Below are 14,723 nucleotides of genomic sequence, written 5' to 3' on the forward strand. Positions count from 1 at the left end.
GAAGCCCCGCTGGGACGCGAGCACTATCAGTATAGCGTCGGCGTTCTGGGGTGTCGATAGAGCGCGCGAGCGGAGTCCCCGACGTCGCGGGCGACGCGGCCCGACTACACCGACTCGTCGTCGAGGAGTTGCTGGAAGATCTTCTGCTGGGCGGCCCGAAGGTGGGAGTTGAACGTCGGCTGGGAGATGCCCATCGTCTCCGCGATCTCGCTGGCCGTCCGGGTGCGGGGCTCCTCGAAGTAGCCGCTGAAGTAGGCGATCTGGAGGGCCTCGAGCTGGCGGTCGGTCAGCGTCTCGATCATGCGGCCGCGGAGCTCTAGTGGCGAGCGCTGGGGCTGCTCGTGGGTCCGCTGGGCGACCAGTTCCGAGCCCGGGTACTGCGTCTTGAGCATCTCGACGAACTCCCGGACGGCCCCGTCGGCTGCCATCTCGACGACGACGGTGCCCTTGCCGTCGACCATCTGGTACGTTTGCAGCCGACCGCCGTGGTCCAGTGCCGTCGCCGCGAGGCTCTCACTGGTCAGGTCGGCCTCGAAGAGACAGACCTGCTCGTCGTCCGCGACGTGATCGGAGACGAGCGTGACCTTCGACGCCGGAATCGTGGGTGTGAACTCGGTTGCTTGCTCCGGGGACACTCCACGGGTGGAGAAGAACGAGCGGACGCCGCCGTCGGGCCGGGAGACGACGTTCTCCAGGACGAACTCGGCGTCGAGCTTCTTGGCCAGTTGGACGAGGGTCATGTTCGAGTTGGTGACGTCGAAGGTGAGCCGGCGAACGCGGCTGCTGAGCAGCGCCTTCTTGCGCTCGACAGAGTTGATGGCGTACGCGATGGTGTCGGCCAGCTCCGCCAGGACGGCCTGCTCCAGTTCGTCGAAGACGTCGGGTTGGCCGGCGTACACGTTGAGGATGCCGTACAGCGTGTCCTCGTAGATCAGCGGGAGCGAGATCGACGCGTGGTAGCCGTAGTTGAGCGCGTCCTGCCGCCAGGACTCGTACGAGCGGTGCTCTAGGATGCTGTTGACGACCTGTGGTTCCCGGCTCAACACTGCCCGCCTGGCGGGCCCCGCTGCCTCCGCGTCCTCGCTGGTGCTGATACTGATGTCGTCGACGTAGCTCTGGCCGGACCCCGCGGAGGTGCGGGGGACGAGTTCCTCGGCCACCGTGTCGTGCTCGCCGATCCAGGCGAGTTCGTACGGCCCGGCGTCGGTCAGCTGTTCGCAGACGACCGTCTCGATCTCCGCGCGCGTCGACGCCTGGACGAGCGCCTGTGCGATGTTCCGGATGATGTCGTTGACGCGGTTCAGTCGTTCGAGCGTCTGGGTCTGCTCCTGGAGGGTCTGCTCGCGTTCCTGGAGCTGTCGTTCGCGGTCGACCCGGTCGAAGGCCGCCTCCAGGTTCCCCGCGACGGTCTCCGCGAACTCGAAGTTCGTCGTGCTGAACCCGGTCGGTTCGGTCGCGCCGACGACGAACACGCCGTGCCGCGTGAGTGGGAGAATCGCCAGTTCGGAGACGGCGGTGTCGGTTGGCTCGGCGTCCGGTGGGGTGAGGCGACGGGACTCGTTCCTGACGAACGACTGCCAGCCGGCGCCCTCGCCACGGGAGAGGATTCCGCTTTCCTCGAGCAGTTCCGCGGCAGCCTCTGTGGCTCGCGTCGGCTCGAGAACGCCGGACTCGCCTTCGTAGAGCGCGATGGCGGCGACGTGCAGCCCGAGGAACTCTTCGGCTGCGTCGATGACGTACTCGCTCACCTCGGTCGCGGTCTGGGCGTCCATCAGGTCCCGGGTCAGCGTGTTGAGCGCCTCCAGTTGCTCGCGACGACGGACCTGTTCGCGTTCCTGGTGGTTGCGCTCGATGGCGTGGTGGATGGTGCGGACCAGCAGGTCGCTCGCCACCTCGTCTTTCACGAGGTAGTCCTGTGCGCCGTGCTGGATCGCCTCGATTCCGACCTGGCCCGTGTTGAGGCCAGTGAGGACGACGACCGGGACGAACGTCGTCTCGTCGATGACGGCGGCGAGCGTGTCCAGGCCCGTGCTGTCCGGGAGGTCGAGGTCGAGGAGGACTACGTCGACGTCGAGGTCGGCGAGGCGGTCGAGGCCGGACGAGAGGCGTCGTTCGTGGTGGACTGTCGCGCCGCTGGCTACGGACTGGCCGGCGTCGACGCGCTGGAGCAGTTCCCCCGCGTCCCCGAGCATCTCCTCGATGAGTCGAGCGTCCCCCGGGTTGTCCTCGATGAGGAGGACGTCGAGTTCGTCCGTGCTCATCGTTGTTCGTCACCTGGCGGGAGTCGGACCACCGACAGCCAGAACGTCTTGAACGACTGCACCACCTCGATGAACTCCACTGGGTCGACCGGCTTCGTCAGGTACGCGTTCGCCTGCAGGTCGTAGGACTGCACTACGTCCTCCTCTGCCCCGGAACTCGTGAGCACGATGACGGGGATGCGCGCGAGTTCGGGGTCGGCGTTGATCTCTTCGAGCACCTCGTCGCCGTTCATCCGGGGGAGGTTGAGGTCGAGGAGGACGAGGTCGGGGCTCGGCGCGTCCTCGTAGTCGCCGCGCTGGTAGAGGTAGTCGAGCGCCTCGACGCCGTCGTTGACGACGTGGAGGCTGTTGTAAATCTGGCCGTTCTTGAACGCCTCCTGTGTGAGTCGCACGTCGCCGGGGTTGTCCTCGACGAGCAGGATGTCCACTTCACTCTTCGACGACTCGTCACTCATCGCGACCACCTGCGTGGGGTGGCGTCGCGGCTGCCGTCGTAGCGCCGGGACGTGAGGCGCCACCCTCCCTCACTCGCCACGGTCTGGGGTGTGCTCGCGACACGCGAGTCCGGTTCTCGCCGACGTCCGGTGACGCGGACGGGCAGTAGAACCCCCCGTTCCGCTCACCTGGTGGACTGTCGCCCGTGATTCGCGACGACCACCGGACGACGCACGGGTTCGCCTGGCTGAGCACACTCATCGCGACTCTCTACCCCGGCCAAGCCTGTAAACTCTTCACTCCGAACGGTCCCCGGGCAGCGTTCGCGCCCGGGGAGCGTCGGAACCGCGACCGGGACCGGGCGTCCGACAGGCCGTCGCACGTTCCGCCTCCCCAACTGGGGCAGTGGGACTAGCTGGTGAGCCTGGTCCACAGCGCCTTCAGTCCCGACCCAGTCGACAACCCCTCGAGTTTCCGGAGGGCATTCTCCTCGTCGTCGAGGTTCTCCTCGAGCGGGTCCGTCACCTCGTCGCCGAGTCCCGCCTTCTTCGCGGTCGTGAGCAGCCCCTCGTAGTTCGAGATCTCGATGCGTTCGGTCTTCATCCCGGCGGTGAGGTAGTGGACGTTCCGCAGGTCGTCGTCCACGACGCTCTCGTCGTACTGCGCCTTCTCCTCGAGGAGCGCGTCCACGACCAGGTTGTCCCGCCGGGACGGCTCTCTGCCGAGCGCCTGGAACGCCGACTCGACGCGTTCGACGTGCGCCTTCGTCTCGTCGCGGTGCGTGGCGAACCCCTCGCTGAGTTTGTCGTTCGTGGCCATGTAGGACAGTTCGCCGAGGGCCTCGACCAGCTTCACCTCCATGTCGTAGACGGCCTCGAGTTCGTAGACGAACTGGTCTCCCAGATTCGTGAGTCGTGGTGCGCTCATGGTCTCGGGTGAGACGTTCGCGAGCGCTGCCAAAACGCGTGTGGGCCAGGAACTGACGCGATGCAGTCCCCGACGCCCACCGGTTGGCCACGACTCACCCCAGTTGTGGAACGGACGACGAACGGCCCGCGACGCCGACCGAGCGGGGCCGGTCCCGCACACCGACGGCAGCCAGGCGTCGGACAACCGGGTCTGGTGCCGCTAACCTTTTTGCGGGCGCGGTGAGAGGCATACGCAAATGGCTCGGCCACCGGATCTCCTAGACGACATACTCGACGGTATCGACGCGCTGTTGGTGTTCTCGCCGAGCAGCTCGTTCTACGAGCGCGCGGTCGGCGTCGACGACACGAAGGTCGTCGTCGTGGACACCGAGAACGCGGTGGGTGCACCCCGGTTCGTCGAGCTGCCGGTGGAATTCGACGACATCCGCGAGCGCATCCGGTTCGGCGTCGAGGGCGCGCTCAGCGAGGGCGTGGTGGCCGACGGCGACGCGATCGGCTGTGCGGCGCCGCTGTTCGGCGACGCCATCGACATGGTGACGCGAACGACCGCCGACGAGGACGACCACTCCGGCATCTACAACCTGTTCGCGAACTCCCGGGGCGAGCCGAGCGTCATCCGCGACGTCTTCGAGGTGGCCATCGAGCTCGGGAAGAAGGGCCAGAAGGGCAAGCCGGTCGGCGCGCTGTTCGTCGTCGGGGACGCCGGGAAGGTGATGAACAAGTCCCGGCCGCTCTCGTACAACCCCTTCGAGAAGAGCCACGTCCACGTCGGCGACCCCATCGTCAACGTGATGCTCAAGGAGTTCTCCCGCCTCGACGGCGCGTTCGTCATCAGCGACTCCGGGAAGATCGTGAGCGCGTACCGCTACCTCGAACCGGGAGCCGAGGGGACTGACATCCCGAAGGGACTGGGTGCGCGGCACATGGCGGCGGGCGCCATCACGCGGGACACGAGCGCGGTCGCCATCGTGCTCTCGGAGTCCGACGGCCTGGTGCGGGCGTTCAAGAACGGGGAGCTCGTCCTCGAACTCGACCCAGAGGAGTACTGAGATGCCCGTAGAACTCAGCCGACTGCTCGAGGCGGACTTCCGCTACCTGCTGGCCGTCGTGGTGTTCTTCACGGGCATCGTGCTCGGCTACCTCGTCGGCCGCGTGAACGAGCGCATCCTCCGCGCGATGGACGTCGACGAGACCGTCGAGGCGACGAGCGTCGAGCGGATGGCCCGCGAACTGGGGACGACGACGGTGTCCCTGGTGGCTCGGTTGACCTCGTGGATTATCTACGGGGTCTCCGCGCTCATCGCACTGGAGGTCGCGCAGTTGACCGTTCGCGGGGCGGTGTGGTACCCCATCGTCACGTTCGTCCCGTCGCTGGTGCTCGCCGTCGTCGTCCTCCTGTTCGGCGTGCTGCTCAGCGACAAGGCGGAACTCCTCGTCAGCGAGCGCCTGCGGAGCGTGAAGGTCCCCGAGATCACGGTGCTCCCGAGGGCGGTCAAGTACAGCATCATGTACGTCGCGGTGCTGGTGGCGCTCTCCCAGGTCGGCGTCGAGGTGACGGCGCTCGTCGTCCTGCTGCTGGCGTACGTGGCGGCGCTCGTCCTCTACACGGCCGTGGCGACGCGCCACCTGCTCACGTCGGCGGCGGCTGGCCTCTACCTCCTGTTGAACCAGCCGTACGGCATCGGTGACCGGGTGGCCATCGGCGAACACGAGGGCATCGTCCAGGAGGTGGACGTCTTCGTCACCCGCGTCGAGGGCGAGGGCCGGGAGTACGTGATCCCGAACCACCTCGTCTTCCGGAACGGCGTCGTGCTGGTGCGGGGATGAGCGCGACCGAGTGGGCGTTCACGGTCGGGGGGTGGGTCGCGCTCGCCGGTGCGGGGTACGCGGCCGTCGCGACCCGCGGCGTGCGTTCGTGGGCGTCGTCGTCCACGGGCCGGTGGTCCACGCGACTGCTCGGCGTGCTCGCCGCGCTCCTCCTCACGGTCGGCGCGGGCGCGTTCTCCGTGTCGCCGCCGCTGGGCGTCTACATCTTCGCTCTCGTCGGAACGCTCGCGTTCGCGGCCGCAGTGGTCGCGGCTGCCGGTGCGGCGGACGTCGCGCTCGCGGCCGTCGCCGACCGTCCGTCGTTCGGGCGGCGAGTGCGCGCGTTCTGGTACGCGTCGGCGGTCCGGTTCCGCGCGACCCGGTACGCGCTCGTGCTCGCGTTCGTCGGGTTCGTCGTCTCCGCGGTGGCGGCCGGCGTGGCTGTCGACCCGCTGGTGAGCGCAGTCGGTGCGCTGGCGGTGGGCGGCGTGCTGGCCTGCGCCACCGGGTTCGCGGCGGTGGGCGTGTTCGTTCCGGGCCGCAGAAACAAGACGGTCGCCGACGACGTCGAGCGCGCGAGCTAGTCTCGAGTGAGTGGTTCGGCGGGGACGCCGGCGACGGTGGTCCCTTCCGGCACGTCGTCGGCGACTAGGGAGTTCGCGGCGACCTGCGCGTCGTCACCGATCTCGACGCCCGGCAGCACGACGACGCCCGCGCCGATCATCGCGCGGTCGCCGACGACGACCTCGCCGGTCCGGTACTCGTCCTGGAGAAACTCGTGGCACAGCAGCGTCGCGTCGTAGCCGACGACGGCGTCCTCGCCGACGGTGACGAGCTCCGGCCAGAACACGTCGGGGGTGGATTCGAGACCCCACGACGCGCCCGCGCCGACGGTGACGCCGAGTCGGCGGAGCAGCCAGTTCTTCGCGCGGAGACTCGGGGAGATTCTGGCGAGCACGATGACGACGTAGTTGAACGCGACGCGCAGCGGGTGCTTGGCGTCGGTCCAGTGGCGCAGGGAGTTCCCGGCGCCGGGTGTCGGGTGGCGGTCGAGACGGTCGTGGCGCGACGGCACACGCCGCAGTAGAACTGCCCGCGGCATCAACCCACCTGTTTCGACTATCGTCGAGACGAGATTTTATTATCGTCGAAATCCTCGCGTCGATCGACGAATGAGCTATCGACAGCTGCCGACCGAGGTGGAGTCGCCGCGCGGAAAACTCGTCTACCTGTCCCTCGCCGGGGAGGGCGCCACCGTCGAGGAGCTACACGCACGGCTCGACGTCCCGCGTATCACGCTGTACAGCATCCTGAGAACGCTCCAGAGCCGTGGGCTGGTCCACCGCGACGGCGACGGTTACGTCACTGCTCGACCGGTGTGAACGTCCCCGTCACGTCCCACGCGTGGACGCAGAACACGTCCCCTGCCTCGTCGTCTACCCGCCACTGGGCGTCGGCGTCGTCCCACCGCTCCGAGCGACCACAGCGCGTACAGGAGCGCTCGGTCGGCGCGCGAATCCGTGTCATTGCCTCCCACGAGAGGGGCCACCACGATAAGGGCTGCGGTCCGAACAGTTAGGGCACTGGCACGCGCGCGTCGACATGTGCAGTTCGGCATCATCTCGACGGCGAACATCGGCGACGTCGCTGTCGTCCCGGCCATCCGAGACTCCGACCACGAGGTGCGGGCGGTGGCCTCCAGGGACGCCGACCGCGCCGCCGCGTTCGCCGACCGCCACGACATCCCCGAGACGTACGACAGCTACGAGGCGCTCCTCGACGCGGACGTCGACGCAGTGTACAACCCTCTCCCGAACGCGCTGCACGCGGAGTGGACCTGCCGGGCGGCCGACGCCGGTCTCCACGTCCTCTGCGAGAAACCACTCGCGAGGGACGCCGACGAGGCCGTCGAGGTGGTCCAGCACTGCCGAAACGCCGACGTCACGCTGATGGAGGCGTTCATGTACCGGTACCACCCGCGCACCGAGCGCGCCCTCGACGTAGCGGCCGACCACCTCGGGGACCCGCGACACGTCCACGCCGCCTTCGACTTCCCGATGCCGGCCAGCAAGGCGGACGTGCGTCTGGCACCCGAACTCGCTGGCGGGTCGCTGATGGACGTCGGCTGTTACGCCGTCAGCGCCGCGCGCCAGTTCCTCGGCGAACCTGTCGCTGCGACCGCGAGCTCCCACGACGCCCGCGACTGCGGCGTCGACACGGAGTTCGCCGGGACGCTCCGGTTCGCGGACGGCGCCACGGCTACCGTCGAGGCGAGTTTCGAGACCCGGAACTACCAGTCCTACCGCGTGGAGGGGACCGACGGCTGGCTGGAGGCGACAGACGCGTTCAACCCGACCAGCGACGACGGGACCGTGCTCCGCTGGGGGACAGCCGACAGAACCGCCGAGGAGACGTTCGAGCCGACCGACCAGTACCGTCTGGAGGTCGAACACTTCGCCGACTGCGTCGCGTCCGGGGCGACGCCGCGGACGGACGGCGAGGAGGCCATCGCCAACATGCGCGCCGTCGACGCGCTGTACGAGGCCGCGGCGACCGGCGAGTCAGTCTCGCTCTGACCAGAAGGCGTCGAGCTGGTCGCCGAGGAACTCCGGAGTCATGCGCGTGAACTCCTCCCGCTCGCCGGGGCCGAGGTAGCCGTGGACGGAGTGGCGCGCACCCTCGACGTACCGCTGACCGACGAGCGCTCGTACGCCCACCTCATCGGGTCCGCGGATGACTCGTCCGATCGCCTGCCGTGCGCGCCGCACCGCGGGGACCGTGAGCGCGTACTCGAAGGCCTTGTCCTCGCCGAAGGCGTCGGCGTACGCCCGCCGGACTGCTCGCACGCGTGGCGACCCGACGTTCACGAGCGGTACGCCGACGACGGCGCACGCCGCGAGTTTCTCGCCGTCGTAGTCGACGCCCTCCGTGAGCGTCCCTCGCGTGCTGGTGACCAGCACCTTCCCGTCGCCGCGGAAGAACTTGGCTTTGAGGTCGTCTGTCGCCTCGTTCGAGGATGACTCGTCGACGAGCACGTCCTTCTCGACGGCGTCCGCGAGGTAGTCGCCCGCCCACGCCGCCTCCCGGTAGTTCGGCATGCAGACGAGGACGTTCCCCGGCGAGCGCGCGATGGTGCGGAGGACGTAGCGGTACTCCTCGCGGGTCCGGTTGTCGTTCTCGCTGGTCGGCTCGCCGCGGTTGCGGGCCGTGAACGGGGTCGCGTCCACGAGGAAACTCGCGCGGTTCTCGCGGGGGAACCGGAGGTCGTACCGGCGCTTGACGACGGGCCTCGCTTCCGCGGTGCCGGCGCCCGCTTCGAGGCGGTCGAGTCCAGTCACCTCCCGGAAGACGTCCAGCGGTTCGAGAGTCGCGCTCATCAGCACGCCGCCGCCGAGTTCCGCGAACGTCTCGCGGAGCGCGCGCGCCGGCATGCAGTTGAAGGTGACGAGCGCGGGCGTGTACGCCTCTGCCCACGCGGCACCCGCCCGCCCCGACTCCTTGGGGACGTGTTCCAGTTCGATCTCCCGGAAGTAGGTGGCGTGGTCGCGCTCCCACCACCGCTGGAGAGTGATGCCGACGGCGCCACAGACCGCCGAGCGGTCGCCGTCGTCCTCCAGGATCGCCTGGACCGCGGTCCCGACGTTCGCCAGCGACCGCCAGAGGTCGCCGGTGTACCCCTGCTTCTCCGCCCACCGCGTGAGGTCGTCGGGTTCGTCCGTCTCGGGGTCCCGGAGCGGGATCTCGTGGTCGTACTCCGGGAGGCCGCGAGCGCTGTGGGGGTCGTGGCCCTCCTCGGCGAGGTACTCGGCGACTCGGTCGTCGAGCCACTCCAGGACGTCCCCGAGGAACTCGACGGTCGCCTCCACGGCGTCCATCGAGAGGTCGTAGCTGCTGAGGTGGTCGGCGACCTGCTGGCGGTTACTCTCGCTCTGTCTGGCCTCCGTCAGCAGCGTCCGCACGTCGTTGCGGGCGCGAGCGAGCGTGTGCCGGCCCACTCTGTCGGAGAGCAGGTCGCGGACGCGTTCCTCCAGGCGGTGGGCCTCGTCGACCACGACGAACGTCTGCTCGTCGAGCAGGTGCTCGGTGAGCCCGCGCGTCTTCGGGTCGAAGAGGTGGTTGTAGTTCCCGACGACGACCTCCGCGTGGTCGAGGAGCACCTGCTGGACGCGGTGCGGGCAGGTGCCGTACTCAACGCTCTCGGGCAGGAGTTCGTCGACGGTGACGACGTTGTGCCGGCCCGCGTCGAAGCCCAGCGGCGACCCCTTGTTACGGCCGAACCAGTCGGCCTCGAACGGACAGAACAGCGGCGGGTCGCCCTCGGCGAGGTCCTCGGGGGCGGTCGGCTGGTGGGGGACGTACGGCGAGTCGACGCCCGCCGTCGCGAGCGGCGCCTGCGAGAGGTTGTGGTCGACGTCCGCGCGGGCCGAGCGCGCCAGTTCGCGACCCGTCGCGGGGTCCCACCACGGTTCGTCGAGCGCGTCCGCCGCCCGGAGTTCTACGAGTTCGCGGGCGTCCTGTCCGTCGAAGCTGTTGCCGTCGCCCTCTACGAGGCCGGCGGTCGACTCTCGGAGGTCCTCACAGCGGTCGTGGACGCTCGCGTCGCGCGGGAACGCGTCCTCGCGACCGTACGGACAGAGGTCGCGTTTCCCGACGAGTGCGACACCGTCCAGTGGGTCCTCCATCCCCGCGTTCATCGTGCGGAGGTCGGCGACGAACTGCTCCAGTTGCTGTTTGACCGGCGTGACGACCAGCACGCGGCTGTACTGGTCGCCGTTGCGGACGAGGTGGGCGGCCGCGGTGAGCGCGGCCATCGTCTTGCCGGTGCCACAGGGACCCTCCATCGCGAGGTAGCCGCCGCGCTCCCCCGCGTCGACGGCGGACTCGATGGCGTCGGCTTGCTGGTCGTACGGCGCGTCGAACCCGAAGAACTCGCGCCACGGCTCGTCGGCCATTCGCTAGTCGGTGAGGCGTCCCCCCGTAAGAACCTGCGGAATCGGGGTGGCCGAACAGTAGCCCGTTCGGCCGCGGAGTGGCGCTGGTAGCCCTGGCGGAGGTCGCCACTCACCTGTCTGCCGGCGGCCGCTGGACGTCGTCGGCGATGGGTTCCGCCAGGGAGAGCTCCATGACGATGGTCGCCATCCGCTCCTCGGCCACTTCGAAGCAGACGTTCTCGTATACGGAGATGGCGCGCTCGTTGCTCCGCTCGACGGAGAGCCGGAGGGCGTCGTGTCCGCGTGCCGCCGCGTACGCGATGAGCTGTTCGACCAGTTCGGTGCCGATGCCACGCCCCTGGTGGTCGTCGGCGACGAACACCACGAACTCCAGTTCGCCGTCCGCGACCGGCGTCACTCCGACGTGGCCCACCACTCGAGCACCGTCGCGGGCGACCAGGTTCCACCCCCTGTCGGTGAGCGTCTCCAGCCACTCGACCGTCTCCTCGCGCGTCTTCGGCGGGAGACTGCTCGTCCGGTTCTCGGGGGCGAGGCCCTCGTACATCGACACCAGGGCCTCGAAGTCGTCGTCCTCGAACGGCGTCACCAGGAGCGGGTCGCCCTCCCCGTCGAAGAATCGCGGACAGCGCGGCTGGCAATACGGCGTACCGGTGCAGCCGCTGTTGTCCCAGGCGGAACAGGCGGCGCTCGTCTCCGACGGCCGACCCATAACGTACTAGATATCAACACAGTGGTTCTTGGTACCACTGCTCATTCCCAGATACTGGGAATGAGCTCCACACCGGGCTACAGTTGCGGCAGGTCGAGCGGTACCGCGCCCTTCGTGTACCCCTCGACGGTGCCGTTCGGGCGGACGCGGAAGACGACCGCCGGCCGGTGGTGGACCTCCGGTTGCTCGCCGAGGATGCGGCGCCACTCGTCGTCCGGGAACGACGAGCAGTCCACGAAGAGGACGGCCCCGCCGCCGTGGGCGTCGAGCTGGCCGCTGGTCTTCGTCTTCGCCGTGTCCTTGACCGCCGCGACCGGCGTGTGTGCGGCCCGCTTGTTCGTCGGGACGGGTCGCGTCACCTCGACGAGGATGCCGTGCTCGCCCGGGCGGTCCGCGCGGTAGTCCAGGGAGTGCCCCGTCGTCACCTCGATCTCGGGGGTCACCTCGTAGCCCGCCTCGTGGAGCAGCCACGCGGCGTTGAACTCGCCCATCGCGCCGTTCGCGCGCGCCACGTCGAGGTACTCGGAGGTGCCGAGTTTCCCCGCCATCACGTGACGGTAGTCGTCGAAGATGCCCGTCGAGAGGAACGACTCGTAGAATGCCAGCGCCTCGTCGGCGGTTGCGTCCGGGAAGCCGGCGGCGTGGTCCCGGAAGAACGCTCGCGTCGTCTCCCGGCCGTCCTTCGAGGAGAACACCGGCAGGAAGAACCACGAGACGTAGGGGTACTCCGCGAGCCACGGCGCCTCCTCGTGGAGTTCCGCGATGAGTTCGCGCTCGGCCCACCGGGTCACCTCGTAGGGCGCCTCGCCGAACGACTGCTTGTCCGTGCGCCACAGCACCTGTGGCGTCTCGGTGTTGCCGACCCACCACGCGCCCTCGTCGTCCCAGGCGAACAGCGCGGTGTCGCCGTTGTCCATGTCGAATCTGCGTGCCTCGTACCCTGGCGGCGGCTGGAACCACGGCGACGACATCGTCGCGCCGAGGTTCTCGTCCAGATCCCGGTAGATCCGGGCGGTGACGCGGTCGCTGTTCCACGTCTCATGTGACCGCCGGAAGCGCAGGGGTTTGGCCACGAGCGGTCTACTCAGGGGGAACTGATACGTCTGTCGTCGCGCGCTTAGACCGGTTCGAGTTCGTCTGGCCGGTAGGGCAGCGCGTCCCAGCCGTACTCGTCGAACCGGACGACGTACCACGTGCCGGCGTCGGTCTCCCGGACGTCCGTCACGACGCCCGCGTCGCCGTAGTGCTCGTGGTAGTCGTAGCCGTACACCGCTAGCTTCGCCTTCTGTGGGTCCTGGCGCGCGACTCGGACTGGCGCCCCCCGCCGGAGTTGTTCGCTTCGTGGCATGTGTGAACGTACCACGTACACCGACTTCGTTCTTTCGCCGATTCGCAACGCCTAAACGCGCCTCTATCCGACCTACGAACGCGTGCGAGGGTAGCCAAGCTCGGCCAACGGCGACGGACTCAAGATCCGTTCTCGTAGGAGTTCGAGGGTTCGAATCCCTTCCCTCGCATCGCCGGCGCACTCACGTGTGCCGCGGGATGCGGGAAGTCCGCGAGGCGGACTTCCCTCGCAAAAACGCCTCCGTGCGAGCGTACTGTCCTACAGTCCCCACATCACTGCGACACCGACCGTCGTGACGACCGCGAGCAACAGCTGCAGCGGCGCGCCGACCTTCAGGAAGTCGCCGAACCGGTAGCCACCCGGCCCGTACACCATCAGGTTCGTCTGGTAGCCGATGGGCGTCATGAACGACGTCGCCGAGGCGAACATCACGACCAGCAGGAACGCGAACTGGTTGGCGCCGAGCTGGGCGGCCGCGTCGACGGCCACCGGGATCATCAGGACGATCGTCGCCACCGGCGTGATGACGTTCGCGAGGAACCCGGTCAGCACGGAGGTGAGCAACAGGACGCCGAGCAGCGGTAGCACCGCGTCGGCGGCGACGAGCCCCTCCGCGATGACCGCGGCGCCACCGGTCGCCTCCATCGCCAGCCCGAGCGGGATCACGCCCGCGAGCAGGAAGATGACGTTCCAGGACACCGCGTCGTACGCGTCGGCCGACCTGAGACAGCCCGTGACGACCATCGCGAACACGCCACCGAAGGCCGCGATGACGATCGGAGCGACGTCCAGGGCCGCGACGGCGACGACGCCGGCCATGATGGCGACGGCGACCGGCGTCTTCGGGGAGAGCGGCGCGACCTCCTCGACGTCCGCCTCGAGGAGTCGGTCGTAGGCGCGCTCGTCGGCGACGTAGAGGTCGCCGTTCTCGTTGAAGTACTCGATGGACTCCTGGGGCATCCGGGTCAACAGCAGGTCTCCCGCCTGCAGCGTCACGTCTCCGAGGTCCGTTCGCAGGAGGTCGCCGCCGCTGCGGATGGCGAGCACGGCCGCCCGCTGGAACTCCTCGATCCGTGTCTCTGCGACCGTCTCGCCGACGTACTTCGAGCTCTCACCGACGATAGCCTTCGTCAGCTCGAAGTCGGTCGGCGCGTCGTCGAAGGTCGCCTCCGTCACCTCCTCCCGGGTGAGCTGTCGGAGGTCGTTGGCCTCCTGGAACCGGTTGACCGCCTGCAGCGTCCCGTTGACGACGAGCACGTCGCCGACCTCGATCGGGATGTCCGAGTACGGCGCCGGGTACACCTCGCCGTTGCGGTGTAACTGGAGCACCACCACGTCCGCAGCGTCGCCGTTCTCGAACTCGTCGACGGTGCTCCCGACGACCGGGGAGTCTGCCCGTACCTCGACCTGTGCGAGGTGGTCCTCCAGGTCGAACTCCTCGACGAGGTCGGCGTCGACCGGGATCCGTCCGGGCGTGAGTCGCCGCCCGACGGTCATCAGGTACGCGAGCCCGATCACGAGGACGACCACGCCGAGCGGCGTGAACTCGAACATCCCGATGCCGGACCGCCCGTCGACGAGCACCCGGGCGAAGTCGCTCGCGAGGAGGTTCGTCGACGTGCCGATGAGCGTCAGCGTCCCGCCGAGGATCGCCGCGTAGGACAGCGGTAGCAGGAGTTTCGACGGCGAGAGCTTGCTCTGCTCGGCCAGGTCCGAGATCATCGGGATGAAGACGGCGACGACCGGCGTGTTGTTGATGAACCCGGCGATCGGGCCAGTCGTCCCGATGGTGGCAGCGAGCGCGCGCGTCTCGCTGCCGTTCGTCAGGTCCGCGAGGTAGACGCCGAGTCGCTGGACGAGACCGGTCTTCTGGATGCCGGCGCTCAGCATGTACATCCCGACAATCGTCACCGTCGCGGGGTTGGCGAACCCGGAGATCGCGTCCCGCGGCGAGATCCCGACGTCGATGCCGAACACCGGTTCCATCGACGCCAGCGCCACGATGACGCCCATCGCGGTGATGTCGTTGGGGATGAGTTCGGAGACGAAGAGGACGAGAGCGACACCGATGAGTGCGAAGACGACGAGCGCAGGCGTCGACAGACCGGCAACAGCCATACGACCGGGTCACGACTGGCACACATAACGGGTGCGGTTCCACGAAGTGTCGCCGTGGGGACGTTCCACCGGCGAACGAGTCGACATCCCACCGTCGGCGCTCCCGCTCCGCTCCCGCTCACTACTCGATACCGAACATTGAGATAGCTCGCGCCACTCCAGTGG

The 14,723-nt window shown here is 68.5% G+C and carries 15 protein-coding genes and 1 tRNA gene; 6 read left to right on the forward strand and 10 right to left on the reverse strand.

Going from position 1 to position 14,723, the window contains the following annotated elements; all coding sequences use genetic code 11:
- Nucleotides 1-104: 104 nt before the first annotated feature.
- The 3 genes from LT965_RS01845 to LT965_RS01855 all read right to left on the reverse strand — a co-directional run bounded on the left by LT965_RS01845 (nt 105) and on the right by LT965_RS01855 (nt 3,623).
- Nucleotides 105-2,261: a bacterio-opsin activator domain-containing protein gene (locus LT965_RS01845; RefSeq protein ID WP_232702310.1), complete on the reverse strand. Its 2,157-nt coding sequence runs from the start codon at nt 2,259-2,261 to the stop codon at nt 105-107.
- A complete protein-coding gene (locus LT965_RS01850; RefSeq protein ID WP_232702311.1) occupies nt 2,258-2,716 on the reverse strand; it encodes a response regulator in 459 nt (152 codons plus the stop codon). The genes LT965_RS01845 and LT965_RS01850 overlap by 4 nt, the downstream gene beginning before the upstream one ends.
- 391 nt (nt 2,717-3,107) lie before the next feature.
- Nucleotides 3,108-3,623 (reverse strand): YciE/YciF ferroxidase family protein, encoded by a 516-nt coding sequence (locus tag LT965_RS01855; protein WP_232702312.1) that lies wholly within the window; start codon nt 3,621-3,623, stop codon nt 3,108-3,110.
- A 238-nt stretch (nt 3,624-3,861) separates the two neighbouring features.
- Here LT965_RS01855 and dacZ point away from each other — a divergent pair, with 238 nt between their 5' ends.
- Genes dacZ through LT965_RS01870 form a run of 3 tightly spaced genes read left to right on the forward strand, consistent with a single transcriptional unit; the run spans nt 3,862 to nt 6,015 of the window.
- Nucleotides 3,862-4,674 carry a diadenylate cyclase DacZ gene (dacZ, locus tag LT965_RS01860; RefSeq protein ID WP_232702313.1) on the forward strand — a complete coding sequence of 271 codons (813 nt, stop codon included), beginning with the start codon at nt 3,862-3,864 and terminating at the stop codon, nt 4,672-4,674.
- Between the two features lies 1 nt (nt 4,675).
- Nucleotides 4,676-5,452 (forward strand): mechanosensitive ion channel domain-containing protein, encoded by a 777-nt coding sequence (locus LT965_RS01865; protein WP_232702314.1) that lies wholly within the window; start codon nt 4,676-4,678, stop codon nt 5,450-5,452.
- Nucleotides 5,449-6,015 carry a hypothetical protein gene (locus LT965_RS01870; protein ID WP_232702315.1) on the forward strand — a complete coding sequence of 189 codons (567 nt, stop codon included), beginning with the start codon at nt 5,449-5,451 and terminating at the stop codon, nt 6,013-6,015. The genes LT965_RS01865 and LT965_RS01870 overlap by 4 nt, the downstream gene beginning before the upstream one ends.
- Here the strand turns inward: LT965_RS01870 and LT965_RS01875 are convergent.
- Nucleotides 6,012-6,533, reverse strand: a complete 522-nt coding sequence (locus LT965_RS01875; RefSeq protein WP_232702316.1) for an acyltransferase — start codon at nt 6,531-6,533, stop codon at nt 6,012-6,014. The genes LT965_RS01870 and LT965_RS01875 overlap by 4 nt on opposite strands.
- Before the next feature lie 70 nt (nt 6,534-6,603).
- Here LT965_RS01875 and LT965_RS01880 point away from each other — a divergent pair, with 70 nt between their 5' ends.
- The gene (locus tag LT965_RS01880; protein ID WP_232702317.1) at nt 6,604-6,813 is read left to right on the forward strand and encodes a helix-turn-helix domain-containing protein; all 210 of its coding nucleotides are present in this window, start codon (nt 6,604-6,606) and stop codon (nt 6,811-6,813) included.
- Here LT965_RS01880 and LT965_RS01885 read toward each other — a convergent pair.
- The gene (locus LT965_RS01885; RefSeq protein WP_232702318.1) at nt 6,794-6,958 is read right to left on the reverse strand and encodes an HEWD family protein; all 165 of its coding nucleotides are present in this window, start codon (nt 6,956-6,958) and stop codon (nt 6,794-6,796) included. The two genes, LT965_RS01880 and LT965_RS01885, sit on opposite strands and share 20 nt — an antisense overlap.
- Nucleotides 6,959-7,035: 77 nt before the next feature.
- On the opposite strand from LT965_RS01885, the gene LT965_RS01890 reads away from it, so the two are divergent.
- Entirely contained in the window at nt 7,036-8,007 is a 972-nt protein-coding gene (locus LT965_RS01890) for a Gfo/Idh/MocA family protein (RefSeq protein WP_232702319.1), read from the forward strand.
- Here the strand turns inward: LT965_RS01890 and LT965_RS01895 are convergent.
- The 4 genes from LT965_RS01895 to LT965_RS01910 form a co-directional block, all read right to left on the reverse strand.
- Entirely contained in the window at nt 7,993-10,383 is a 2,391-nt protein-coding gene (locus LT965_RS01895) for an ATP-dependent DNA helicase (protein WP_232702320.1), read from the reverse strand. The genes LT965_RS01890 and LT965_RS01895 overlap by 15 nt on opposite strands.
- Before the next feature lie 109 nt (nt 10,384-10,492).
- On the reverse strand, nt 10,493-11,092 hold the full coding sequence (locus LT965_RS01900) for a GNAT family N-acetyltransferase (protein ID WP_232702321.1): 600 nt from the start codon (nt 11,090-11,092) through the stop codon (nt 10,493-10,495).
- A 77-nt stretch (nt 11,093-11,169) separates the two neighbouring features.
- On the reverse strand, nt 11,170-12,165 hold the full coding sequence (locus LT965_RS01905) for a DUF5784 family protein (protein ID WP_232702322.1): 996 nt from the start codon (nt 12,163-12,165) through the stop codon (nt 11,170-11,172).
- A gap of 44 nt (nt 12,166-12,209) precedes the next feature.
- Nucleotides 12,210-12,440, reverse strand: coding sequence for a hypothetical protein (locus LT965_RS01910; protein ID WP_232702323.1), 231 nt, complete (start codon nt 12,438-12,440; stop codon nt 12,210-12,212).
- Nucleotides 12,441-12,524: 84 nt separating this feature from the next.
- On the opposite strand from LT965_RS01910, the gene LT965_RS01915 reads away from it, so the two are divergent.
- Nucleotides 12,525-12,609, forward strand: a tRNA-Leu gene (locus LT965_RS01915).
- Between the two features lie 89 nt (nt 12,610-12,698).
- Here LT965_RS01915 and LT965_RS01920 read toward each other — a convergent pair.
- Nucleotides 12,699-14,558 carry an SLC13 family permease gene (locus tag LT965_RS01920; RefSeq protein WP_232702324.1) on the reverse strand — a complete coding sequence of 620 codons (1,860 nt, stop codon included), beginning with the start codon at nt 14,556-14,558 and terminating at the stop codon, nt 12,699-12,701.
- Between the last annotated feature and the right edge of the window lie 165 nt (nt 14,559-14,723).

This window comes from Halobacterium wangiae, assembly GCF_021249345.1.
In the GTDB taxonomy this organism is placed as follows: Archaea; Halobacteriota; Halobacteria; order Halobacteriales; family Halobacteriaceae; genus Halobacterium; species Halobacterium wangiae.